The organism is Paraburkholderia sp. J94 (assembly GCF_905220285.1).
Taxonomy (GTDB): domain Bacteria; phylum Pseudomonadota; class Gammaproteobacteria; order Burkholderiales; family Burkholderiaceae; genus Paraburkholderia; species Paraburkholderia tropica_A.
Map to the genome: position 1 here is coordinate 369,901 of NZ_CAJMZH010000002.1, position 23,444 is coordinate 393,344.

21 protein-coding genes are annotated in these 23,444 nt (G+C 62.6%); 7 read left to right on the forward strand and 14 right to left on the reverse strand.

The genetic code is table 11. The features are described from left to right. Position 1: 1 nt before the first annotated feature. Positions 2-1,030 carry an amidohydrolase family protein gene (locus tag U4Y88_RS04960; protein WP_321782645.1) on the reverse strand — a complete coding sequence of 343 codons (1,029 nt, stop codon included), beginning with the start codon at positions 1,028-1,030 and terminating at the stop codon, positions 2-4. 14 nt (positions 1,031-1,044) lie between these two features. Next, positions 1,045-1,470: a heme-binding protein gene (locus U4Y88_RS04965; protein ID WP_321782647.1), complete on the reverse strand. Its 426-nt coding sequence runs from the start codon at positions 1,468-1,470 to the stop codon at positions 1,045-1,047. A 159-nt stretch (positions 1,471-1,629) separates the two neighbouring features. On the opposite strand from U4Y88_RS04965, the gene U4Y88_RS04970 reads away from it, so the two are divergent. Continuing rightward, complete coding sequence (locus U4Y88_RS04970) at positions 1,630-2,367, forward strand: GntR family transcriptional regulator (RefSeq protein ID WP_110330029.1); 738 nt, start codon at positions 1,630-1,632, stop codon at positions 2,365-2,367. 187 nt (positions 2,368-2,554) lie between these two features. Beyond that, positions 2,555-3,679 carry a porin gene (locus tag U4Y88_RS04975; protein ID WP_321782649.1) on the forward strand — a complete coding sequence of 375 codons (1,125 nt, stop codon included), beginning with the start codon at positions 2,555-2,557 and terminating at the stop codon, positions 3,677-3,679. Between the two features lie 478 nt (positions 3,680-4,157). On the opposite strand, the gene U4Y88_RS04980 is transcribed toward U4Y88_RS04975, so the two are convergent. From U4Y88_RS04980 to U4Y88_RS05000, 5 genes are all read right to left on the reverse strand, one after another. Then, positions 4,158-4,916, reverse strand: a complete 759-nt coding sequence (locus U4Y88_RS04980) for a hypothetical protein (RefSeq protein ID WP_321782651.1) — start codon at positions 4,914-4,916, stop codon at positions 4,158-4,160. Positions 4,917-5,195: 279 nt separating this feature from the next. Continuing rightward, positions 5,196-6,227, reverse strand: a complete 1,032-nt coding sequence (locus tag U4Y88_RS04985; RefSeq protein ID WP_321782653.1) for a porin — start codon at positions 6,225-6,227, stop codon at positions 5,196-5,198. 170 nt (positions 6,228-6,397) lie between these two features. Next, positions 6,398-7,756 carry a C4-dicarboxylate transporter DctA gene (dctA, locus tag U4Y88_RS04990; protein WP_321782655.1) on the reverse strand — a complete coding sequence of 453 codons (1,359 nt, stop codon included), beginning with the start codon at positions 7,754-7,756 and terminating at the stop codon, positions 6,398-6,400. A 68-nt stretch (positions 7,757-7,824) separates the two neighbouring features. Further along, a complete protein-coding gene (locus U4Y88_RS04995) occupies positions 7,825-8,736 on the reverse strand; it encodes a hypothetical protein (RefSeq protein WP_321782656.1) in 912 nt (303 codons plus the stop codon). A 47-nt stretch (positions 8,737-8,783) separates the two neighbouring features. Further along, positions 8,784-9,635, reverse strand: coding sequence for an amidohydrolase family protein (locus tag U4Y88_RS05000; RefSeq protein ID WP_321782658.1), 852 nt, complete (start codon positions 9,633-9,635; stop codon positions 8,784-8,786). 143 nt (positions 9,636-9,778) lie between these two features. Here U4Y88_RS05000 and U4Y88_RS05005 point away from each other — a divergent pair, with 143 nt between their 5' ends. Next, complete coding sequence (locus tag U4Y88_RS05005; protein ID WP_321782660.1) at positions 9,779-11,017, forward strand: LysR substrate-binding domain-containing protein; 1,239 nt, start codon at positions 9,779-9,781, stop codon at positions 11,015-11,017. Between the two features lie 114 nt (positions 11,018-11,131). Here U4Y88_RS05005 and U4Y88_RS05010 read toward each other — a convergent pair whose 3' ends face one another. The 6 genes from U4Y88_RS05010 to U4Y88_RS05035 form a co-directional block, all read right to left on the reverse strand. After that, entirely contained in the window at positions 11,132-11,971 is an 840-nt protein-coding gene (locus U4Y88_RS05010; protein WP_321782662.1) for an IclR family transcriptional regulator, read from the reverse strand. A gap of 144 nt (positions 11,972-12,115) precedes the next feature. Further along, on the reverse strand, positions 12,116-12,841 hold the full coding sequence (locus tag U4Y88_RS05015) for an HpcH/HpaI aldolase family protein (RefSeq protein WP_321782664.1): 726 nt from the start codon (positions 12,839-12,841) through the stop codon (positions 12,116-12,118). Between the two features lie 159 nt (positions 12,842-13,000). Next, on the reverse strand, positions 13,001-14,320 hold the full coding sequence (locus tag U4Y88_RS05020; protein ID WP_321782666.1) for an MFS transporter: 1,320 nt from the start codon (positions 14,318-14,320) through the stop codon (positions 13,001-13,003). A gap of 390 nt (positions 14,321-14,710) precedes the next feature. Continuing rightward, the gene (locus tag U4Y88_RS05025; protein WP_321782668.1) at positions 14,711-15,664 is read right to left on the reverse strand and encodes a DMT family transporter; all 954 of its coding nucleotides are present in this window, start codon (positions 15,662-15,664) and stop codon (positions 14,711-14,713) included. Between the two features lie 159 nt (positions 15,665-15,823). Then, positions 15,824-16,330 (reverse strand): 6,7-dimethyl-8-ribityllumazine synthase, encoded by a 507-nt coding sequence (locus U4Y88_RS05030; RefSeq protein ID WP_321782670.1) that lies wholly within the window; start codon positions 16,328-16,330, stop codon positions 15,824-15,826. 110 nt (positions 16,331-16,440) lie between these two features. Continuing rightward, positions 16,441-17,913 carry an aldehyde dehydrogenase (NADP(+)) gene (locus U4Y88_RS05035; protein ID WP_321782672.1) on the reverse strand — a complete coding sequence of 491 codons (1,473 nt, stop codon included), beginning with the start codon at positions 17,911-17,913 and terminating at the stop codon, positions 16,441-16,443. Between the two features lie 183 nt (positions 17,914-18,096). On the opposite strand from U4Y88_RS05035, the gene U4Y88_RS05040 reads away from it, so the two are divergent. The 4 genes from U4Y88_RS05040 to U4Y88_RS05055 all read left to right on the forward strand — a co-directional run bounded on the left by U4Y88_RS05040 (position 18,097) and on the right by U4Y88_RS05055 (position 22,156). Beyond that, positions 18,097-19,479 carry an LLM class flavin-dependent oxidoreductase gene (locus tag U4Y88_RS05040; RefSeq protein WP_224009268.1) on the forward strand — a complete coding sequence of 461 codons (1,383 nt, stop codon included), beginning with the start codon at positions 18,097-18,099 and terminating at the stop codon, positions 19,477-19,479. A 29-nt stretch (positions 19,480-19,508) separates the two neighbouring features. Continuing rightward, the gene (locus tag U4Y88_RS05045; RefSeq protein ID WP_321782674.1) at positions 19,509-20,495 is read left to right on the forward strand and encodes a flavin reductase; all 987 of its coding nucleotides are present in this window, start codon (positions 19,509-19,511) and stop codon (positions 20,493-20,495) included. A 46-nt stretch (positions 20,496-20,541) separates the two neighbouring features. Further along, the gene (locus U4Y88_RS05050) at positions 20,542-21,324 is read left to right on the forward strand and encodes a hypothetical protein (protein ID WP_321782676.1); all 783 of its coding nucleotides are present in this window, start codon (positions 20,542-20,544) and stop codon (positions 21,322-21,324) included. 97 nt (positions 21,325-21,421) lie between these two features. Continuing rightward, positions 21,422-22,156, forward strand: coding sequence for an SDR family NAD(P)-dependent oxidoreductase (locus tag U4Y88_RS05055; protein ID WP_321782677.1), 735 nt, complete (start codon positions 21,422-21,424; stop codon positions 22,154-22,156). Positions 22,157-22,499: 343 nt separating this feature from the next. Here U4Y88_RS05055 and lhpI read toward each other — a convergent pair whose 3' ends face one another. Then, positions 22,500-23,408 (reverse strand): bifunctional Delta(1)-pyrroline-2-carboxylate/Delta(1)-piperideine-2-carboxylate reductase, encoded by a 909-nt coding sequence (lhpI, locus tag U4Y88_RS05060; RefSeq protein ID WP_321782679.1) that lies wholly within the window; start codon positions 23,406-23,408, stop codon positions 22,500-22,502. Positions 23,409-23,444: the final 36 nt, after the last annotated feature.

Here is a 23,444-nt window from a genome sequence, read left to right on the forward strand (position 1 = left end):
GTCATGCTCCATTCCTGATGCCCAGGAATTCCCGGGCGTTGCGATAGATGAGCCGTTCCGCTGCGGCCGCGTCGAGGCCGAGCGCTTCGACGCCGCCCACAGGATCGCGCTCGCGGAACGCGAACGGGTAATCCGTGCCCAGCATGATGCGCGTATCGCCGAACGACTCGACGAGATGGCGCAACGTGGCCGGGTCGAACACCAGCGAGTCGTACCAGAGGCCGCGCGCCTGCTCGCGCGCGCTTTGCTGCAGCGTCTCGCGCAGCGGCGCGAACACACGGCTGGCTTGTTCGAGGCGCGGCAGCAGCGAGGCGAGCGTGCCGCCGCCGTGGCTGAAGGCGATACGAAGATTCGGATACCTGACGATCAGGTTCGAGGTGATCGCCGAGGCGGCGGCCAGCCCCACGTCAGTGGGAAACGCCAGCGCCTGCACGAGTTGCGCCGGCCCCACGAGGCGCTCCTTGCCAGCCGGACGCAGCGCGTGCACGAATACGGCTGCGCCAAGCGCGGCGGCGGCCTCGAAGAAGGCATCGAACTGCGCCGCGCCGATGGGCGCGCCATTGATGTTGCTGCCGATCTCGACGCCCGCGAAGCCCGGCGTGGCCATCAGGCGTTCGAGTTCGCGAATCGCCATGTCCACATTCTGCAGCGGCACCGCGCCGAGCCCGACCATGCGGCCCGCGCTCGCGTCGGTCATTTGCGCGATCGTGTCGTTGAGATAGTGCAGCAGCGGCAGCGCGTCGGGCGCTTCCATCCAGTAGGAGAGCAGTTCGGGCATCGGCGAAATCGCCTGGATCGCCACGTTCTGCGTGTCCATGTCGGCGAGCCGCTTTGGCGTGTCCCAGCACAGGTCGGAGACCGTGCGATAGATCTTCTCGTCGATCACGACATGTCGATGGCACGCATGCGCTTCGCGCATGGACGGCCACTCGCGTGGCACGCGTGCGCCCAGATAGCGCGGGAATTCGGCGGGCACGATATGCGCATGGACATCGATGCCCTGGCACGCGCAGCGGTAGGTCGGATGCATGGCGAGCGGTCGCCTTATCGGTACGCAAGGCCTGCGTGGCGCAGACCTTCGATACAGATGGCCTCGTCCTCGTCGCCGGTGCCGCCGCTCGCGCCAATCGCGCCGATCACCCGACCGTTCGTGGAAACGATCACGACCGCGCCCGTCTGCGGGATGAACTTGCCGCCCGCGGCGGGCGCGATGGCGCCAAAGAACACCGGATTGGCGCTGGCACGCTCATGCAGCGTGCGCGACGCGACGCCCATGCCGAACGCCGCCGCGGCCTTGCCGTGCGCGATGTCCACGCGCAGCGGCGTCGCACCGTCCTCGCGCACCATGGTTTTCAATTGCCCGGCTTCGTCGAGCACGACGACTGCCATCGGTTTGAAGCCTTCGCGGCGCGCCGCGGCGAGTGCCGTATCGACGGCACGCTTTGCCTGATCCAGCGTTAACGAGTCCACCTTGCTCTCCAGTCACGATTCGATCTGTTGAGGATCATAATATATACAAAATCAGACTGTCTAACGTTTTGTGTATTTGACAAGGGAAAACACTGAAGCCCTACTGTGGATCGGTGTTGCTGCCCAAATCAGATATACTTCATCCCAGATCGATTCCTCATGAGGTGTGACTTGTCCCGCATCGTAGCTAACCCCGCTGCGCCCGCAGGCACGGGGGGCGCGAGCGTCGCAACCCTCGCAACGAACCTGTATGACCGCATTCGCGCGGACCTGCTCGACGGCAAGCTCGAACCGGGGCGCAAGCTCCAGATCGAGTTTCTGTGCGACCACTACCAGGCAGGCCAGACGCCCGTGCGCGAGGCGCTCAACCGGCTCACCTCCGACGGTCTCGTCGAACGCCGCGACCAGCGCGGATTCGCCGTGGCCGGCATCAGCGCAACCGACCTGCACGAGATCACCAAAACGCGCTGCTGGCTCGAAGAAATCGCCCTGCGCGAAGCCTTCGCCACCCGTTCGACCGAATGGGAAGAAGACGTCGTGCTCGCGTATCACCGGCTTTCCAAGGTCCCGCGCTCGCTTTCGGAGAGCGAGTACAAGGAAAACCCCGAATGGGAGCGCCGCCACCGCGAGTTTCACCGCGCGCTGATCGGCGGCTGCCAGTCGCGCTGGCTCATCAACTTCTGCGAGCAGTTGGCCGATCAGCTCTACCGCTACCGCCAGCTCTCCGTGCGGCGCGTGTTTCCCAAGCGCCATGAAGGCGCCGAGCACAAGGAAATTCTCGACGCGGTCGTGGCCGGCGATGCCGCCCGCGCCATCCAGCTCCTCACCACGCATTACCAGCAGACGGCGGACATCATCCTCACCGACGCCGATCTGTTCCCGCCCGCCTCCCGCTAAGCCGCTCCCCTGTCAACGCAGCCTCTCGCCCCTTTGGGGCGCGGTTGCGCTCGTCCGCGCACTCAACATACACAACCTGGTGTTTTCGATAGTTTTGTATATTTTTTATTGACGGAATATTACTCCGTACACAAAACTCCTGATTTCATAGAGTGCTGCGTCCCGACGGCACCGTTCAGGAGACTTCATGAAGCTATCGTTCGCGCCGTCCTTTCCGCTTGCGCCCGTCGTTGCGCCCATCGCTGCGCTCGCCGCTGCCGCGCTTGTCGCGCCCGCTGCCCACGCACAATCGTCCGTCACGCTCTACGGCATCCTCGACACCGCCATCCAGGTCGCCCGCACGGGCGGCAACACCGTGGTGCGCGAGGCGTCGAGTTCCGTCGCGCCGAACCGTTGGGGCCTCTTCGGCAAGGAGGATCTCGGCGGCGGCTATAGCGCGGTCTTCAAGCTCGAAAACGGCTTCAACCTGAACTCGGGCGCGATGGCGAGCAGCACCGCACTCTTCAACCGCGAGGCGTGGATCGGCATTCGCGGGCCGTTCGGCCAGATCCAGGCGGGCAACAACTACACGCCGCTGTTTCTCTCCTACGTCACCTACTCGATCGGCGAACTCAACGCGCTCGCCTGGGGCAACGCCACCAACAACTACGTGTTCGTGCCGGCGGCGCGCACGGCGAACTCGATCCGCTACACGTCGAACGAACTCGCGGGCTTCACGTTGCGCGCGCTGTATGCACGCGGCGCAAACGGAACGAGTGGGGTGCCCGCCTCGCTCGGCGACACACTTTCCGCAGGCGTGAACTTCAAGGCCGGCCAGTTCTCTGCCGACGTCGACTATCTGCAGCAGCGCTTCGCCAACACGGCGACGCTGACCACCACCACGTCGGTCGGCACGGGACGGTACTACCTGATCGGCGTCTCGTACGACTTCGGTTTCGTCAAGACGGCCGCGCTGTACCAGATGCACCGCAACGCGACCGGCGTGAGCACGTCGATTTCGAGCGCCTACGCCACGCCGAACCACGACTTTTATGAGGTGAACGCACTCATTCGCCATCTGGGGGGCGGCTCGCTTCTCGCAAGCTTCGGGCAGTACTTCCTGAAGTCTGGTGGCGACGGTCACGCCACGTCCTGGGCCTTGCGCTATGACTATCCGCTTTCCAAACGCACGGGGCTCTATGCCGGTGTAGCGGGCGTACATAATCACGGCACGACGGCGTTCACCGTGACGGACGCAGCGGGTCCAGGCATTGCCGTTTCGCCGGGCAAGGACATCACGACCGGGATTTTCGGCATCGTTCACGCTTTTTAGGCGGGATGATGATGAGGGGGAGAGTTGGCACGGAGCGCTTTCGCTTCCCCCTGCGCGGTAGAGGTCAAACTATGCGGCGTTCAACCTGACAGCGCGCCAAACCCACCCGGGCTTGCGCTGATATTCAATGTCTTCAGGCAATACCCGGGCAAAGCCGCGTTGCTCGTGATCACCGGACAACCGACTTCGTCTTCGATCGTCTGATCACACCGCTCACGTGGATGCCCGCGCAACGGATCAGGATCGCATCGAATTGGCGCGGCAAACGCAGAGCGATGTCCGCCCACGTTTGCTTCGGCATTCAGGTCTGAAACTGTCAATTTCCAGCGATTCCCACGCGCGTATGCGTGGGGCTGAATTGGTGTGCCGGATACGGTTGAATCGCCAGCCTTTCATCGTCAACGCGACTCATCAAAGCTTCGCCATCAGGCACGGTGTCGGGATGGCGCTGAATACAAAGCGCGTTCGTGCGTAACGGCTAACGGCGCCTGATCCGGCCTGCACCGGTTCCCCGGTTATTTGCCGGTCGTGGCTGCGTGTCGCTCGTATCCCCTTTGCCCAGGAGGTAACCGACGATGGTGCCCAAAAGGCCCATCATCGGAGCGATCTGCGTATTGTCGTAGCCAGCCGTGATAAGCAGCAGACCCACGGTGATCACCAAGGTCAAGCCGAACACGCGCGTTGTGACGATGCTCCAGGACTGCTTTCGAAGGATCATCACGACGAATTCGAGCAATATCACGAAGGAGCCGAACGACAGAACAAGGATCGATAGACCCGTTATTTTTAGGCTACGCCCGAGGAGTTCCAGGTCGTTGCTGCCCGAACTCTGCGAGGCGCATGCAGGCGGTTCGGCCCGCGGCTCGGTTTGAGTTTCGGTGGGAGGCCAGTTCGTTGGGTATTTTCCGATCGATGGCTGTCCAGTCCCGCCACTCGGTTCGAAACCTTGAGCGTAGGTTGGCAAATACGCCTGGGTGTTATTCGGTATGTAATTCGGTACTTGCCAAAACGGCACGGTAGCGACGCCCGCTGGGGTGCTCGCGGGGCGTAGATCCGAGATTTTCTGAGCCCAGGCCGAAGGCGACACGAGCGCGGCGAGGATGAGCAAAACCGTCAATGCACCCTTCATATGGCCTCCCACACGAGCGTGATTGCGGATCAGCCTGCGCTGCGCCCAATCATCATCGTCTGAAGTTTGACCACAGATGGCGTTTTCGCACCGTGCGGTCGACCACATTGCAACCGAATTTTTTTGTCACGGTTTATGCTTCCGCGTGACACGGCTGGAAACACGGAGCAATCCGAATCTCCACCGTTGGCGAACGAACCGGAAAGCCCACTCGCCCATCGCGATCAGGCATAGCCCGTGCGCGAACACGAGCGCTCCACGTAGCGCCGGTCTTCGAAACCCGATACATGGCAGCGCCCTCCTGAACCAGGCGAGGTTGTTGGAGACAGCTAGCCAGACTCCGAGGACAACTAAAAATGAAGCCGCTAGCTTTCCGTGGATGCGCAGTTAGAACAGCACATCCAGACCCACGGTGACGGCAGTCTGGCTCGACGCACCGGCTGGGTTCAACGTGCTCACCACCGCATGCTTGTACGACGTGTAATCGAATTCGCCGTAAAGCGTCGTGCGTTTCGAAAGCAAATAAGCGAGCGAGACGATCGCGAGGCCACGGCGGCTCGCCTTGTCGGTTGACACCGTGGTCTGATAGTAGCCACCGCCAAGAATCAGGTACGGCTGGATTGACCAGGAAAGGCCGCCGAACGCGTTATTGGTCACCTGATGCGGCGCTGCCGGATTCTGGAGATCCTCCGACATGAAGCCGCCCGAGACCCGCACCGTGCCGATCGCGTAGGCGGCACCCGCCATGTAGTAGCTGTCGCCGACGTAGTTCGTGCCGGTCAGGATGTTCCGATGTCCATAGACGCCGCCTACGCTGGCCGGCCCCATGTCATAGCTCACGCCGACCGAGCGCGTCGCGCCGCTGCTGAAATTTCCCGCCACGCCGCCAAACGAATTGTCGACCTCGAACAGCAAGGGCCCGAAGTCGTTCTTGTATTTGATCGAGTTGTTGTTGCGCGTGCCGTCCGACGCCTGCGTCAAAGGAAGAATCGGCGTGTAGTGAAAGCCGAATGGGTCGTAAATACTGATGATGTCGTGCGCGATGGTGTACTGGCGCCCGAGATCGATCGAGCCGTATTTCCTGTTGCCGATGCCCACGAACGACTGACGATTGAACAAGGTGCCGGTGGTGTTGTCCAGTTGCCCATTGCCCAGATTGAAGCCGCTTTCCAGCCTGAAGTGCGCGTTCCAGCCATCGCCCAGATCCTCTTTGCCGAGAAAGCCCAGTTTGTTCGAACTGTAGTAGCCGTTCGAATTCATGGTCACTACCGTACCGCCGCCTTTTACCGCGTTGGTCTGATAACGGATACCGCCGTCTGCCGTGCCGTAGATCTGAATGCTGCTCTGCGACCAGGCAGGCACCGCGCCGGCAGCCAGCGACAATCCGACGCCAATGCCTCTCCATGCGACTCTTTTCATCTAATGTCTCCATCTATATGTTTTTTATTTTTTGCATGTGACGAATAAATTCGCCCATACGATTTGGATGCCTAACTACACAACGAAGACCATATGCACGATCGCCACGGTTTTCTGCCCTGACTCCTCGTCAGCGGACCCGGTCTCCCGGTTCCGCCGGCCTCACGCCGCTAATTGCCCGCGTGTCCGCTGCGGGTCTGATTGAGCCTGCCCGGCGAAGCGGCAATGGGCTTGAAACCCGACTTCAGCTCGCGACGCAGCGCAACGCGGTCCAGCGCCTTTTCCCAGTTCGCGACGACAATGGTCGCCACGGTGTTGCCGACGATGTTGGTGAACACAAAGCCGCTCGACAGCGCCTTGTGAATGCCCAATATCAACGCGATGGATTCCACGGGAATCGTGTTCGACGCGGCAAGCGTCGCGGCGAGCACGGCAATGGCCGCACCGGACACGCCCGCCGCGCCTTTCGACGTCAGCAGCAAGACAGCGAGCAGGACCAGTTGATCGTGCCAGCTCATCGGCGTGTTGGTGGCCTGTGCGAGAAACACCGCCGCCGCGGCGAAGTAAAGACACGTGCCATCGTGATTGAACGTATAGGCCGTCGGCAGCACCAGTCCGACCACCGACTTCTCGCAACCGAGCCGCTCCAGCTTGTCGATCAATTGAGGGAAAACGGTTTCCGACGAACTCGTGCCGATCACGAGCAACAGTTCCGCACCGATGTAACGCATCAGCCGCAGCAGACTGAAGCCATTGACTTTCGCAATCGGCCAGAGGATCAGCAGAATAAACAGCGCGCAGGTCAAATAGAATTCGAGCACGAGTTTGCCGAGCGATATCAGCGTGCCGAAACCGAACTTGCTGACCGTGAAGGCAATCGCGCCGAATGCGGCGAGCGGCGCGATTTTCATCGTCAATCCGATGATCCAGAACAGCGCGCCCGACACGGAATCGATCAGATTCAAAGCCGGCTGCGCCCGTTCACCGATCGCGGCGAGTCCGAACGCAAACAGCACCGAAAAGAACAGCACCTGCAACACATCGCCGCCCGCGAAGGCGCTGATCGCCGTATGCGGAATCACATTGAGCAAAAATTCACTCGTCGTGACGACATGATGGGCCTTGGCGACGTAGCTATCGACCGCGGCCGAATGCATGCCGTGAAGGTCCACGTTCATGCCGACGCCCGGCTTGAGCACGTTGACGACAACGAGCCCCAGCACCAGCGCGAGCGACGTCACCGCTTCAAAGTAAAAGAGCGCCTTGATAGCCACGCGCCCGACTTTCTTGAAGTCGTTGACACCCGCAATCCCGCTGCATACGGTGCAAAAAATAATGGGACCGATCAGCATCTGAATGACGCGAATGAACGCGTCGCCGACCGGTTGCAGATTGACGCCGAACTTCGGGAAAAAGTAGCCCGTGGCGATACCCAAAGCCATGCCGGCCAGCACCTGGAACGACAGGTCGCGATAGAACGGACGCCGCTCCCTGGGCTTCGCGGCAGAGGATTTGCCCGGCAGGCTCATAGTGTCTCCTTGTCAAACTCTGGCGAATTCGAATTCGCTCAAACATCGTGAAGCAGACGAACACCGCGTCAGCGCGCGGCGTCGCCCAGAATGCGCATGCTGTCTGCAAAAATTTCCTCGACAGTCAGCTTGCGCGGCAGCAGGCCCTGCTGCTCGCAGTACGCGATCGTTTCCGCAAGCGGCTCACGCAGCGCGTCATAACCGAACAGCAGCTTGTTCGCTTTCCCGGCGTCCTGCGCGGCCACCGAATCCTTGCCACGCAGCAGCAGGTCATACACCGCGCGAACGGCCTGCGGATTCGAATCGGCAAGGGCCTGCGTCACCACGACCACATGATTGATCGGCACATAGCGATGACGCCCGTACCATTCGCGGTCGGCGGCAGCGGCATCGTCGATCAGCGGCTTGAATTCCGGGCCGTCCGGCAAATCGTTGCCGAGGATTGCGGCGTCGACCTCGCCTGCACGCAGCATCGGCAATAATTGCTTGCCCGCATCGGCGCGCCGGACGAACGCGGGGTCGGCATATTCTTCCAGGTGGCCGCCCTCGATTGTCACCCATTCGATCTCCTCCAGCGGCACGCCGTACATTTCACGAAGAATCGCGCGTACCCACATGCCCGTGGTCTGCGCATAAGTACGCACGCCAATGCGCTTTCCCGCGAGATGGCCGATGTCCGGCTTCGCACGCTGCGCGTCGTAAATCAGGCAGCCTTGCTGAAAGCGCGCGGCCACGACGGCGGGCAACAGCACGACCGGCTTGCCGTAGGCTTTCGCCTGCAGGTAGCTCACGATGGCCAGCTCGCTGACGTCGTACTCCTGGCGGCGCGCCATCGGCGCGAACGCGCGATGAATCGGCTCGACGTCCTCGAAACGAAGCTCGACGGCCGGATCGCTCAATTCACCCGCTTTCAGCGCTTTCGTGTGCGGATAGGTTTTCAGCGCGGCCTTCAAGACCACGGGATGCATGGGAGTGCTCACGATCGGGTATTCCTGTTGCAAACAAAATCTGCGCCGTGCTCGACGCGTCAGTTGGCGAGCGCCGGATAAATGGCGCGTGCCGTGCCGCCAAAAATTGCTTTTTGTGCGTCCGGGGGCAGCATCGACAGGCTCTCTCGCGCTTGTGCGAGCAGCTCGGGCAACGTACCTTCGGCAGCCGGGAAGTTCGAGCCCCACGCAATACGGTGCGCGCCGAATGCATCGAGCACGCGCGGGAAAAACTCGGCAGGCGTCGAGGCGCCCCGGCCCGCTTCGGCGATCGTGCGGTTCGTGAGCTTCAGATACACGCCCTGATGCGACGCCAGACTAAAGAGCGGCGCAGCGGCTTCGTACGGCGGGCCGCCACCGAGTTCAGGGCGCGCAAGGTGGTCGAGCAGCACACGGATGTTCGGGAAGCGTGCGAGCATGTTCAGCAGCGCGGGAATGCCTTGCGCGGTCATCTGCAGGCAAATCGACACGTTGTTGCGCTGTGCGTATTCCCACACCGGGAACGAGCGCTCGTCGTCGAGCCAACCCGCTTGACCAGGCATCGTGCTGCCGGTCGTGAAGAGACGCAGACCCGAGAGGCCCGCGTCGAGCCAGCGCTGCATTTGCGTGACGGCATCGCTCGCCAGCACGTCGATGGAAAACACGCCGGCGAATCGGTCCGCGTGACGTCGCACCGCCTCGACCACATAACTATTGTCGTTTCCATAGACCGTCGACGCTTGCACCACCACGGCGCGGTCAATGCCTGCCTCGTCCATCGACGCGAGCAATGCTTCAAAGCTGACGGGACGCTTCGCCGACCATTCCGACTGATGCCCGCCCACGGGCGCGAGCGGATAACGCTGTTTATCGGCGGAAATGGCGTGCGTATGCGTGTCGATGACAACGGACATGAAGGGGCTCCTGACTGGAAATGTCTTGCTGAATTGAGCTTCACTGTAAGCGAGGTGACGTCCAACGCCTCAATACGAAGTGAGGCCCCTCCCATCAATTTCCGTTAAGCTAAGGGTTTTGGAGCGGGCAGTCTGGAGGCTCGATGCAGGCGGATGGACAGACATCGTCAGGTGACGATCTGGCTCGATTAAGGCAACTCTTTCTGTTCGACGCGGTGTGCGAAGCCGGTGGCATCGGCCAGGCCGCGGTTCGTGCAGGCCGCACGCAGCCGGCCGTGAGCATGGCGATCAGCAAGCTCGAGGCCAGCTTTGGCTGTCAGTTGTTCGAACGCGGCTTTGGCGGCAGCGAATTGACGAGCGACGGCGTGATCGTGCAGCGGCGCGTGCGCCGCATGCTCGATCAGATGGAGCGCGCCGTACTCACCCTCATCGGCCAGTCTGCGGCCCATGCGGCCAAGATTTGCAGACGCCTGACCGATGCGCAGGTTCGCTGTCACATCGCCATCGCCGACGCGGGTTCAGCCGCCGAGGCAGCGCTCTCACTGGACATCTCGCAACCGGCGGTGCATCGGGCTGCGCGCCAGATTGAGCAGAATGTCGGCGTGTCGCTGTACCGACGCCGTGTGCATAGCGTCTCAGCAAACGCCGCGGGCAGCGAGTTCGCGCGCTGCCTGAGGCTCGCGCTCTACGAAATAACCCAGGCTGTCGACGAACTGGCTTACGCGCGCGGACAACTCACCGGCAAAGTCTCGATCGGCGTGTTGCCGTTGTTGCCGCCCCGTCTCGTCGCGCGCGCGATTCAACGTCTGCGCGAGCGCTATCCCGCGGCGCGGGTCACCGTCGAGGAAGGATCGCATGCGCATTTGCTGCGCGAGCTGCGCAGCGGCGGAATCGATTTCATCGTCGGCGGGCTGCGCGAGCCTCGCCTCTCTGGATCTGTTCTGGAATCCGAACTGTTTGCCGACCCTTACGTCGTCGCTGTGCGCAAAGGGCATAAACTGGCGAGGCGAAAAAGCGTGGTCCTTGCCGATCTGGCCGATCACGACTGGGTCATGCCTCAACACAACGTGCCGCGCCGTGCGGTCATCGATTCGATTTTCGCGCAGTTGCCCGTCAAACCACCACTCGTACTGGAGACCAGTTCCCTTGCGATGATGCTGGCGATGCTCATGGAAAGCGATTGCCTCACGCTACTTTCACGCGCACAGATTCGCGACGCTTATCCGGGGCGCGAGCTGGTTGCCTTGAACCTCGAACTACCTGGCGCGAGCCGAGCGGTGGGTTATACGGTGCGTGCCGACTGGCTCGGCACGGCGGTGCAGCAGACTTTTGTCGAAATGCTCTGCGCGGAAGGCGCGATGGAGCCCGAAACCGAGTCATAGCGAGTGGCGCTCGCTTCCGCAAGCACTCACGTATGAACACTGCATTCCTCGATAAATTGCTTAACCGTGTTCGGTCAAGCTGGAACGTTGCAGTAGCGGTCAGTGTACTGAGCGCTATCGGTTCGACGAAAGAATACGCGCGATATCGGCGGCAGCGACATGCAGCTGGTCCGCGATCTCATGCAGGGGCCGCTTCTTCATCCGCTCCGACGGCCCCGTCACCGAAAGCAGGCCGATCAGATCGCCTCGTTCGTCGCGAACCGGCACGGAAATGGCGAAGAGACTCTCCTCCAGCTCATCGTCCACCGTCGCGTAGTTTTGCTTGCGCACTTCCTGAAGCGCGCGAATCAGCTTCGACCGGTCCGTGATGGTCCGGCTTGCGAATTTCGGCAAGGTCTTCGGCAGGCGGGCTTCGAGTTCTTCATCGCTGAGTTCGGCGAGCGCCATCTTCCCGGTCGCACTCGCGTGGGCGGGAAACTCCGTGCCGATATAGCCCTTCGTCAGCGAAATCAGGCGCGTCGAATGCGCCTCGGCGACGAGGTCGAACTGGCCGTCGCCGCCGTAGACGGCGTAGCCGATCATCTCGTTGAACTCGTCCGCGAGCGCGCGCAGCGTTGGCTGAAGCCGCGAGATGATGCCCCGGTACGGATCGGCGAGACGACCCAGACGCGCGACGCGCCAGCCCAGCCGGTATTTGCTCTCGAAGCGCTCGACGAACCCCGTCTGCTCAAGACTGAGCAGGAGACGAAACACGGTCGGCCGCGACATGCCGACCTGCTGCGCGAGATCCGTCACATTGATGCCGTCGAGGTGGCGGCCGAGTTCGGTGAGCAGGGTCGTCGCCTTGATCACCGACTTGTTGGTCAGATCGCCGGGTTCGTTCGCTTCGTCTTCTGCCCCGGCTTCAGGAACGTCGTTCGTTACCGCGAGTTTCGCCTTTCTTCCAGCCGCCACTTGTTGCCCCCATCCGGCTCCGAGCCTTCCCCGCGCTTCGTTGTCGAATGCGAGTTCAAATCGGACGCTATTTGTTCAAAAGTTGAACAATAACATGCCTCATGGGGTTGGTCACGGCGCTGGGCCGTGAGCGGCACAGCGGTTCTAGCCTTTCACCGATGCGACGATGTTGCGGGCCGCGACGGCGAGCAAGCTCGTATCGGACGCAATCGGCATGAAGCGGTAGCCGAGATTCGCCATCCGCATCGCGAGATCGGCTTCGCCCGCATAGACGCCGGGAACGACGCCCGCGCGTTCGCAACGGCGTGCGATATCGGCCAGCATCCCGTCGCTGCCTGCGCCGAGCAACACCTCCAGATCGATGCCGAGACTCAGCGAGAGATCGTAAGGTCCGACGAAAATGCCGTCCGGCTGAGTAGCGAGAATGGCGTCCAGATTCTTCAGTCCGGCTGCGGTCTCGATCATCAGGATGCAGAGCGGGTCCGCTTCGACGTTGCCCGGCGCGGGCTTCGGATAGCGTGGGCTCAGGCGCGTGGGCCCATAGCTGCGCGTGCCGCGCGGCGCGAACCGGCAGGACGATACCAGCGCGGCGGCGGTGGTTTCGTCCTCCACGGTCGGCACGATGATCGCGGCGGCGCCGGCATCCACAACGCGGCCGATCATGCCCGCGTCGTGCCCGGCCACCCGCACGGCCGCCGGAACCGAAAACAGGTGCGCCGCCTGAACGAGCGTTTGCAGATCGGCCAGTTCCGCGCCGCCGTGCTGGGCATCGATGCAGATCCAGTCGAAACCCTCAGCGGCCAGCAGGTCGATCGACAAGGGATCGCGCAAACTCGACCACGCGCCGAAATGTGTCTGCCCGTCGTTCAAGTTCCAGCGTGGCGCTTGCATCCCGCTGCTACGATCGCTTTCGCCAAATATCTTCATTGTCTTGCTCATTGCTCGCTATTTAGTTTGCATACCGAATTATCTAAAACTGAATGAATCCAGTCGATATTCGTCCTGCCGCCGTTTTTGAATCAGGCGCGCCTAGCCTTTCAAGCTGCCTTCGGGATTCGACGATTCGCCGAGCGTCAGCCCTTTGGTTTCCGGCGCGAGAATCTGCGACACGATCGCACCGAATCCGCAGATCAGCGCCGCAATAAGCATCGTGGGAGCGACGCCGTAGTGATTCAGGAAGACCGGCAGCACAAACGTGCCCGCCGCCGCGCCGATACGCGAGACCGCCATGCCGAAACCCACCCCTGCTCCGCGAATCTCGGTCGGATAGACCTCGCCCGGATAGACGCCGGTCAGCGCGGTCGGGATCGCATTGAAGAACGAGAACACGGCGAAACAGAGAATGACGATGACCGGCGAAGCGTGAGAAAAGAGACCGATCACGACCAGCGCGATCGTGCAGATCCACAGAGGCGGAGCGGACAGTTTGCGACGGCCCGCGCGCTCCACCAGCAGCATCGCCGCCAATGACCCCAGAACCACGACACCGTTGATCAGTAGCGCGCCGGTCAGCCCGTTCTCCACGCCGAGCCCGTGCAGCACTGCTGGCGCGAAGGTGCCGATCGCGAAATACGGCGTGACGGTCGTGAGAAAAAAAACGCAGATAAAAAACGTGGTCTTGAGATATTTCGGCGAGAACAGCAGGCGGAAACTGGTCCGCGTGCGCTGAGTCGTGGCCGCGATTTCCCGTTCGAGATCACGGACATCCTCTTCCTGCATAAACTCCCGCGCGACCGCCATGCCCTCGTCCACGCGGCCTTTGCTGATCAGCCAGCGCGGCGACTCGGGCGAGCCCAGCCGAAGCAGGAACACAATCAGCGAAGGAATGGTACTCATCCCGAGGATCAGGCGCCAATCGGAACTGAACGTCTCCACCATGAAGTAGCCCATCGCGAACGACACGAGATAGCCGACATACCAGGCGACTTCCTGCACCGTAAGCAGTTTGCCGCGCATGCGCGCGGGCGAAAACTCCGCGAGCAGCGGCCAGCCGATCGAATAATCGGCGCCGATGGCCATCCCCATGAATAGCCGCACGGCGAACACTTGCCACGCGTCGTGAAGAAAGAACTGAAGCACGGAGCCGCTCAGGAAAATGCCGAGCGTGACGATGAACATGGGCTTGCGGCCGATGCGGTCAGCGAGATAGCCGCCAATGGGTGCGCCGAAAAAGATCCCGATCAGCGTCGATGCGCCAATCAAGCCTTGCCAGGCCAGCGAAAGCCGCAGACTTTCGGTGATCGCGGGCATGACCACGCCCACGCCGCCCAGAATGAAGCCATCGATAAACATGCCGCCTGAAATCAGGAAGGTCAGTTTGGCGATGAACTTTCGCTGCGTCTCGGACATGGGTCGAGGAGGCTGCGCCTCCATAGGCAATGCGCGCGAGGCGATTCTTGAAACCATGAACGTCTCCTTGTCTCTTTGATTCGTCTGATGGAAATCCGTCCTCGCCTGCCGATCAGGATACAGCCTGCGGGAGCGGATTCCTCGACGCCTATTTCGTTCACAATGTAAACGTGGCGTTCATTTATAGTACATCAAGGCCAAGCACTTTGCGCTACATCAATATCCAGGGATGTCCCTCATGGCAGGCGAATTCGTTCGCTCAATTCATTACGATCCGGATACCTAACTATTTCTTTTATCACGCACGATCGACACAATGACGACATCGTGCGGAGAAGCGAATGGCCGCGCCGTACGCGGCGCGAGCATGGATATGTGCTGTGTGGTGGGCTACTTCAGCAATTCGCGCGCGGAAAGCCATATGCCGGCAATCGCCAGCACCATGCCCGCGGCCTGCGTTATCGGCGGCATGGTCTGCTTCCACATGCACGTGTAAACGATGCCGAACACCGTTTCGAGCACGATGAGCTGACCCACGAGACTCATCGGCAACACATGCGAGGCGCGGTTGAAAAGCACCGCCCCAAACCAGGACGCACCCAAGCCCAGCGCGGCTGAAGTCAGCATGAAAAGCACGCCGCTCTGACCATGGAAGATCGATGCGCTCGACGCCAGTCCGTGCCCGCTCAGCGAAGCCACGCAGACGATCACTGCGCCGAGCGCGAACGTCGCCGCGCCGACCGCGCATGACCATTGCGCGCCGCTGATCGACGGATGCGCACGCAGAAATCGCGCATTCGACAAGGCGTACCACGTCCACGTCACGACGGTCACGACGACCGCACCAACGCCTGGCCAGGACAGCCGCGCATCATGATCGAGGATGCCGCTTTGCACGACGAGCACGACGCCCAGGCCGATCGCCAGCATCAGGAACGGCACCAGCAGTTTGCGCCACGCGCTCGCCGTCAACGCACCGCTTCCCGCGACCGAAATGCAGATCGGGATCAGTCCGGTGATCGGCACCACGACTTCCGCGCCGGTGTCCTGAACGCCGAAGCTGACGAGCAGCGAAAACAGGATATTGCCGACGAATCCATAGAGCGCGGCGCGCATCCAGTGGCCGGAGCGCAGGCGCATGTTGCGATAGCGCGTGAGCAGCGCGGCGATGGAGACCAGCCCGTAGAAAAAGAAGCGGCCAACGGTAATCTCGACCGGCGAACAGGCGTCCAGCCACAGCGGCGCGACGAACGACAACGCCCAGAGCGCGGTCGCGAGGATCATGCAGGTCAGCGCGCCGTTGAACGACAGGGAACGGGATTGCGGCAAATCGGTTGCGTCCATGTCATTGCCTGGAAAAAGTGTGCGACCTGGCGCGCGCGGGCCGGGAATATCAGCGCGAGCGCGATGAATGTCTGTCGGGAGCCAGCCGTCGAGGCGCGATAACGGCGCGATGGCGGCCCGATTGCAACCTGATAGCAGCCGGTTGGCTCCCCGCCCGTTTCAGGCGACGGCTACGGGCAGCGCGGCCAGCCTCGCGACGGTCTGCGCGCACGCATGCGCGACCTCCGCGCCCTTGACGAGAAAGTGCTCGCGAAAGAAGCCCACGTGCTCGTCGCCGCCATGAAAGTGATGCGGCGTGAGCACGGCGGAAAACACCGGCGTCCCGGTTTCCAGTTGAACGTGCATCAGCCCGTCGATTACCGCGCGCGCGACGAAGTCGTGTCGATAAATCCCGCCATCGACGACGAGACCGGCAGCGACGATACCCGCATAGCGGCCGCTGCCCGCGAGGCGCTTCGCGTGCAAAGGCAATTCATAGGCGCCGGGCACTTCATGGAAGTCGATATCGCCGGCGGCATAACCGTGCGTCTGGATCGCCTGCAGAAACGCCGTCCGGCATTGATCGACGATGTCGCGGTGCCAGCAGGCCTGCACGAAAGCGAGGCGCGGGCGCGAACCGGCGGGTTGAGCGATGGCGTGGGCTTCGTGTTGGGTGGTCGTGTTCATCGACTGTCTCCTGGAGTGACTCGATGCGTCGGCGGCAAAACAGGTTGGCCGCCGACGTCGAATTGATTCGTTATACGTATGAATGATTCAGAGCCGCAATGCGTGCGTATTTAACGCACTGCCGGTTGCCACCGGCCATCGACACGGCGCGTGATGCCGCACGGATTGCCGTCGCGCAGCACCAGCGGAAGCTGCGCGTCCGGGAAGGTCTGATACGCAACGGGCCGCATGAAACGGCTGATCGCGGCGGTGCCCACCGAGGTCGTTGAAGGCGCGGTCGTGGCCGGATACGGACCGCCGTGATGCTGCGCATACGACACCGTCACGCCCGTGGGCCAGCCATTCCACAGCACGCGACCGCCCTTTTCGCTCACCACGCTCAGCAGCTTCGCGACGTCTTCATCGGACTCAGCCTGCAAGGTGCAGGTGAGCTGGCCTTCGAGCCGTTGCGCGAGTTCGGCAAACTCGGATTCGTCGCGGTATTGCACGATCACCGTCGCGGGACCGAACATTTCTTCCTTGAGCACGGCTCCCTGCGCGCGAACGTCGGCGGATGCCGCGATCAGCACGGTCGGGCTGGGCGCGCGTGCGCCATCGCCTTCGATCAGCACGCGCACGCCGGGCAGCGCGCCCACGGCCTTCACGGCGGCATCGAAACCTTCGCGCAGGCGCGGCGTGAGCAGCGGCGCGGCCTGCTTCGACGTGAACACGGCCTGCAATGCTTGCGCGACTTCAGCGGCATCGCATTCGGGAATGAACAGCAAACCTGGCTTCGTGCAGAACTGGCCCATGCCCATCGTCGCCGCGTTCGCGTAGCCCGCGAGAATCTCGTCGCGGCGCGCGGTCCACGCCGCCTTCGTCACGAACACAGGATTCATGCTGCCGAGTTCGCCGAAGAACGGAATCGGCTCGGGGCGTCGGCTCGCGCGATCGAACAGCACGCGACCGCCTGCGATCGAACCCGTGAAGCCGATGGCCTTGACGAGCGGATGATCGACGAGCGCTTCAGCGGCAGCGTGCCCGCTTATCGTCGCGAACAGGCCCACCGGTGCGCCCGCTTCGCGCAGCGCCGCGACGACGATTTCGCCCGTGCGCAATGCCAGCGTGCGATGGCCGTCGTGAATCTTGTGCACGACGGCGCAGCCCGCCGCGAGCGCCGCCGCGCTGTCGCCGCCGATCACCGAAAACGCGAACGGAAAGTTCGACGCGCCGAACACACCCACCACGCCCAGCGGCACGTTCATGCGGCGGATGTCCGGGCGCGGACCCATACCCCACGTTGCATCCGCGTGATCGATCGTTGCACCGAGGTGCTCGCCACGCACGATCTCATCCGCGAAAAGACGCAACTGGAACGCCGTGCGCTTGAGCTCGCCTTGCAGGCGCGCCTCGTCCAGATGGGTTTCCTCGCGCGCGATCGGCACGAGTTCGCCCGCGTGCGATTCAAGCGCCGCCGCCACGGCCTCCAGCCACGACGCGCGCTGCGCGAGCGTGGCCTCACGGCTGTGCTCGTAAGCGGTCTGTGCTGCCGTCACGCAGTCGGCGAGCTGCTCCACCGAAGTCGGCATCGATTGATCGGACATATCTGTGCTCCTCACATGTATTAGTCGCCCGCTCCATTGCAGGGCGAGGTTTGAGTCAGCAATCGTCCGATTTATGAACGAAAAAACAACCTTCGTTCACTGCTTGACGACGCATGCGGCTGATTCTACACTACGTTCACAAATCAAACATAGTGTTCATTTTGTGAACGTTAGGAGATGACGATGAGCAAGCAGATCAAGCTTTTTGCCTTTGACTTCAATGGCCCGGCGCACCTGTCCGCCGGCCTGTGGCGCCATCCGCTCGATCGCGGCTGCGAATACAAGTCGCTGCAGTTCTGGGTGGATTACGCGAAGCTGCTGGAGCAGGCATGTTTCGATGGCATTTTCTTCGCCGATAACGTCGGCTATCACGACGTCTACAAAGGCAGCGTCGATGCCGCGCTCAAAGACGCCGCGCAGATTCCCGCCAACGACCCCGCCTACCTGATTCCCGCAATGGCCGCGGTCACCCGTCACCTCGGCTTCGGCGTGACGTCGTCGACGGCTTACGACCATCCTTATGCGCTCGCTCGCAAGTTCGCGACGCTCGACCACCTGACCGGCGGCCGCGTGGGCTGGAACGTGGTGACGTCCTATGCGGACAGCGCCGCGCGCAATCTCGGCAGCGGCGTGCAGCGCGCGCACGACGACCGTTACGCGGTCGCGGGCGAATTCATCGAAGTCGCGCTGAAGCTCTGGGAAGCGTCGTGGGACGAAGACGCCGCCGTTGCCGACAAAGCCAGCGGCACCTATGCGGACCCGCGCCGCGTGCATCCGATCGCGCACACGGGCGAGCATTTCAAGGTGCCGGGCATCTTCCTGTGCGAGCCGTCGCCGCAACGCACGCCGGTGATTTTCCAGGCGGGCGGCTCCAGCAAGGGCGTGGCGCTTGCGGCACAAACCGCCGAGGCCGTGTTCATGAACGCCGTCTCCAAGGCGGGCCTCAAGCAGCAGGTCGATCGCCTGCGCGAGCAAACGGCAGCGGCAGGCCGCGATCCGTCGCACGTCGCGGTGCTCCAGATGATCACCGTCATCACGGGCGCCACCGACGCGGACGCCCAGCGCAAATACGACGAATACCGCGCGCTGGTCGATTACGAAGGCGCGATGGCGCGCTACAGCGGCTGGACCGGTCTCGACATGTCGACGCTCGATCCCGACGTGCCGCTGCGCCATGTGAAAACCAACGCCGGCCAGACGATGATCGACATCTTCTCGAAGCTCGATCCCGAGCGTGAGTGGACGCCGCGTGACATCGCCGAGTACATCGGCGTGGGCGGCACGGCGCCCGTGATCGTCGGCGGCCCGCAGACCGTCGCGGACGAACTGCTCTCGTGGGTCAACGACACCGGCATTGACGGCTTCAATCTCGGCCACGCGCTCAAGTATCAGGACATGAAGGATTTCGCCGATCACGTCGTGCCCGAACTGCAAAAGCGCGGCCTGATGCGCACCTCGTACGACGGCGAGACGCTGCGCGAGAACGTATTTGGCGCGGGCCAGTCGCGGCTCGCCGACGATCACCCCGGCGCGGTGTATCGCAAGAACGCAGTTGAGATGGCCTGAACGGCCGGGACAGTCAAGAGGAGACAACCATGCTGGCCGCAACCCAACCTACCGCACAAACCTGCACGCCCGCCGAACAGCGCAAGATTTTCGGGCTTCTGCCCACGGGCGTCGTCGCCATCACGGGCATGACCGCCGACGACAAGCCCACCGGCTTCGTCGTCGGCACCTTCCAGTCGCTTTCGCTCGAACCGCCGCTCGTGACGTTCTGCGTCGCGAAGTCGTCGAGCACGTGGCCGGTGCTGCGCTCGAAAGGACGCTTCACCGCTAACGTGCTCTCGACCGCGCAGCTCGACGTCTGCAAGGCGCTCGGCCGCAAGGGCGAGGATAAGTTCAGCGGACTCGTCTACGACAGCAGCGCGATCGGCACGCCGCGCCTCGCAGGCTCGGTCGCGTGGATCGACTGCCAGGTGCTCTCGGAAGTGGTGGCGGGCGATCACTTCATGATCGTTGGTTCGGTCACCGCCATGACCACCGGCGCGGGCGACGCGCTCGTTTTCAGCGGCGGCAAGTTCGGCGCTTGCAGTCTGTTCGATGCCCCGGCCGCGCCTGCGGAGATCGACGCCGCCGCCCTGCTGCCGCGTATCGCCGATGCGTGGACCCGCGCGTGGGGCCAGGGCGAAACGGCCGCGTTCGAGAACATCGTCGCGCCCGGCTACGTGCGCTATTCGAAGAACGGCGAGCAGGTGCGTCTGCCCGAGATGCTCAAGCAGATCGAGGAATCGCATGCGGCGTTCAGCAATTTCAAGGTCGAGATCCTGCACGCGATCGACCAGAACGACATGGTCGCGCTGCACTGGCGCACGACCGCGCTGCACACCGGCATGTTCATGGATGTGCCGCCCACGCAACGCAAGGTGACGGTGCATGGCTCGTCGTTCCTCAAGCATCGCGAGGGCCGCATCACCGAGGAATGGGTTGTGTGGGACCCGCGCGAACTGCTGTCGTGCATGCATATCTGGCACCTCGGCGATCAATCTGCACAATCCTCGCAACCTGCTTCGCGCGCGGCCTGAACGCCCGCCGTACCAAACCGATTAGGACAGTCAAGGAGATTCAGGAATGCCAATCAATATCGACGACCTCGCCAGCCGACTCATCGAGGCGCGCCGCACCGGCACCCCGCTCGACTCGCTGGTGCCAGCCGGCACCGAAACCACCGTCGCCGACGCCGTGCGCATCCAGCGTGAAGTCACGCGCCGCAGCGTGGAGAACGGCGACCGCATCGTCGGCTTCAAGCTCGGCAACATCGCGAAGGCCATGCAGAACAAGTTCGGCGTCGATCAGCCCGACTTCGGCTATCTGCTCGACAGCTATCTGCGCTACGAGGGCCATCGCCTCGCGCCGTCCAGCTTCATCGCGCCTTATGTCGAACTCGAACCGGCCTTCGTGCTCAAGGACGATCTCGGCGGCGCGCAGGTCACCGTCGCCGATGTGATCCGCGCGACCGACTTCGTGCTCCCCTCGCTCGAAATCATCGATTCGCGCATCAAGGACTGGCGCATCGGCCTGTTCGAAACGCTCGCCGACGGTGGCTCGGTCGGCTCCGTGCTGCTCAGCTCGCAACCACGTCGTTTGAGCGAAGTGAATCTCGCGGGCACGGCTGGCGAAATCCGCTTCGACGGCGAAGTCGTTGCGCGCGGCAATACCGCCGACGTGTTCGGCAATCCCGTCTCTGCAATCGCGTGGCTGTGCCGCCGCGTCGCGGAGTTCGGCGTGACGTTCAAGAAAGGCGAGATCATTCTGCCGGGCAGTTGCCTCGCCGCGGTCGAACTCAAGCCCAACACGCGTATTACTGGAAGCTTCGCGGGCTGGGGTGAAATCAGCTTCGAATACGGGGATTAACGGAGATTGATCGCGGTCTGAACACACAGGGCGACGATGCATCGCCCTGGCACATTCAACGCTGATTGACCGACTACGTGCCCGGAGGCAAGCCACGATGAGGTTCGAAAACAAGACCGCTTTGGTCACCGGCGGCCGCAGCGGCATCGGCCGCGCGATCGCGCAACGACTGCGTGACGAAGGCGCGCAGGTCTTCACCGCGCAGCGAGGCGCGGACGGCGAATTCGATGGCATCGCCGCCGATTTCGCCGATCCGTCGGCCGCGGCCAGTGTGGTTGACGAGGTGATCCGACGAGCCGGACGGCTCGATGTGCTGGTGAACAGCGCGGGCATGATGCAGGAACGGCTCGCAGAGGAGATGTCGCTCGAGGACTGGTCGCGCACGATCGCCGTGAATCTGACGACGCCTTTCATGCTGATCAAGGCCGCGATACCGCACCTGCGCGCCGTGAAGGGCACCATCGTCAATATCGGGTCGACCGAGGGCATCGGGGCGAATCCGAAACACGCTGCCTATTGCGCGACGAAAGCCGGACTGCATGGCCTGACCCGCGCGATCGCCGTGGATCACAGCCCGGAAGGTGTGCGATGCAATGCGGTCGCTCCTGGCTGGATCGACACCGATCTGAACATGGAATTTATCGAGAGCATGCCGGACCCGGAGCGCTTCCAGCGTGGGCTCGGCGTTATCCATCCAGTCGGGCGAACAGGCAGACCCGACGAAGTTGCAAGCCTCGTCGCCTGGCTCGCGTCTGGCGAATCCAGCTTCGTCACCGGTCAGGTCTGGACCGTCGACGGCGGCCGCATGACGAAGCTCAGTCTGCCGCAATAGCGCGCATCCATCACGCGTCTCTGGACGCGTTTGAAGTGCGCACGTATTTCGGGCGTTCTCCATGCTTCGCTGTTTCGTGTCGCGCTTTGTCCGACAACGGTGTCGAATGGATGCAACATGCGTGCGTCCGCAGTCCGGCGAAATGTCGGTCATTCGGAGATAGCAGGTCGTGTGATCGTTTTGGGTCGCTCGCTGCCGGTCGCCCCAGGTTTATACCGCTTTGGTCCATGCGCAGCGCATCAGCGCGGAAGTCAGCCAGTCCCGAACATTCCGCGCACGCGCCAGAATGACAGCAATGCGCGGCAAACGCGACATTCACGTGATGCAACCTGCTTCGTGCGGCTTAAGCTCTCCCCCTTGCAACACGACACGCTGCGAGATCCCAAGCTGCGCACCCGACGCTCTTGAAAAACACCGGCGCGGTAGGCGCGAGCCTTTGCCTGATGGCGTCCGCGAGCGTATGCATCAGGCTCCAGTCGAATCCGGCCCGAATCAGGTCGCCCGCTTCGTGCTTCGCGCCCAGCGGATCGTCCACGACGACGAAGCTGCTATCGACGGTTGTCTTTCCGACTTCCGCCGCGTCCGGCGTAAACGCCCCCACGCCAACCACGAGCCGCCCTTCGCGCGCCGGTCCGTCGTAGACCGGCGACTTGCTGGTCGTCACCGTCACGATCACATCCACGGAATCGGGAATGTCTCCGTCGAGCGCGCTGAGATTCGGTGCGAGCGGCGCGAGTGCCTCCACGAAGCGCTGCGTGGATTCGGGCGTCATGCCCCGCGCGAGAATTTGCGCCTGTGGAAAGAGCGTCGCAAAGGCTTCCACGTGATTCGCCGCCTGCTTGCCGGTGCCGATGATGAGGATCTCCTTCGGCGCGGCCGCGTGCAGCGACTGGATGCCGAGCACGCTGATCGCTGCCGTACGGCGGCCCGTGACCGTGGGACCGTCGAGCACGAACAGCATGGCACCCGTCGACGCATCGCACGCGATCACCTGACCGTGAATTGTCGGAAGCTGGCGTTTGCCGTTGCCGGGGCAGACGTTCACCAGCTTGTGGATGGCGATGTCGGCCGCGCTCGACGGCATCGACAACATCACGCCCCCCTCCTGGAGCGGCACGACGAGCCGCTCGGGGCTCGCGATCTTGCCGTCCGCGTAGTCGAGAATCGTCTCGCGCAGGACTTGCACAAGCATCGGATAGTCCAGCAGCGCCGCGGTTTCGTTGGCGTCGAACGTCTTGAGTGAGTGGGTCATAGTGTGGCGTCTCGAATAGTCGATGATGTTAAGTGG

Coding starts and splice junctions, on each gene's coding strand:
- U4Y88_RS05005 (WP_321782660.1), top strand. CDS start 9,779: ATGCAGGCGGATGGACAGACATCGTCAGGTGACGATCTGGCTCGATTA.
- U4Y88_RS04975 (WP_321782649.1), top strand. CDS start 2,555: ATGAAGCTATCGTTCGCGCCGTCCTTTCCGCTTGCGCCCGTCGTTGCG.
- U4Y88_RS04985 (WP_321782653.1), bottom strand. CDS start 6,227: ATGAAAAGAGTCGCATGGAGAGGCATTGGCGTCGGATTGTCGCTGGCT.
- U4Y88_RS05020 (WP_321782666.1), bottom strand. CDS start 14,320: ATGTCCGAGACGCAGCGAAAGTTCATCGCCAAACTGACCTTCCTGATT.
- U4Y88_RS05025 (WP_321782668.1), bottom strand. CDS start 15,664: ATGGACGCAACCGATTTGCCGCAATCCCGTTCCCTGTCGTTCAACGGC.
- U4Y88_RS05035 (WP_321782672.1), bottom strand. CDS start 17,913: ATGTCCGATCAATCGATGCCGACTTCGGTGGAGCAGCTCGCCGACTGC.
- U4Y88_RS05040 (WP_224009268.1), top strand. CDS start 18,097: ATGAGCAAGCAGATCAAGCTTTTTGCCTTTGACTTCAATGGCCCGGCG.
- U4Y88_RS05000 (WP_321782658.1), bottom strand. CDS start 9,635: ATGTCCGTTGTCATCGACACGCATACGCACGCCATTTCCGCCGATAAA.
- U4Y88_RS04960 (WP_321782645.1), bottom strand. CDS start 1,030: ATGCATCCGACCTACCGCTGCGCGTGCCAGGGCATCGATGTCCATGCG.
- U4Y88_RS05030 (WP_321782670.1), bottom strand. CDS start 16,330: ATGAACACGACCACCCAACACGAAGCCCACGCCATCGCTCAACCCGCC.
- U4Y88_RS05045 (WP_321782674.1), top strand. CDS start 19,509: ATGCTGGCCGCAACCCAACCTACCGCACAAACCTGCACGCCCGCCGAA.
- U4Y88_RS05050 (WP_321782676.1), top strand. CDS start 20,542: ATGCCAATCAATATCGACGACCTCGCCAGCCGACTCATCGAGGCGCGC.
- U4Y88_RS04970 (WP_110330029.1), top strand. CDS start 1,630: ATGAGGTGTGACTTGTCCCGCATCGTAGCTAACCCCGCTGCGCCCGCA.
- dctA (WP_321782655.1), bottom strand. CDS start 7,756: ATGAGCCTGCCGGGCAAATCCTCTGCCGCGAAGCCCAGGGAGCGGCGT.
- U4Y88_RS05055 (WP_321782677.1), top strand. CDS start 21,422: ATGAGGTTCGAAAACAAGACCGCTTTGGTCACCGGCGGCCGCAGCGGC.
- lhpI (WP_321782679.1), bottom strand. CDS start 23,408: ATGACCCACTCACTCAAGACGTTCGACGCCAACGAAACCGCGGCGCTG.
- U4Y88_RS04980 (WP_321782651.1), bottom strand. CDS start 4,916: ATGTGGTCGACCGCACGGTGCGAAAACGCCATCTGTGGTCAAACTTCA.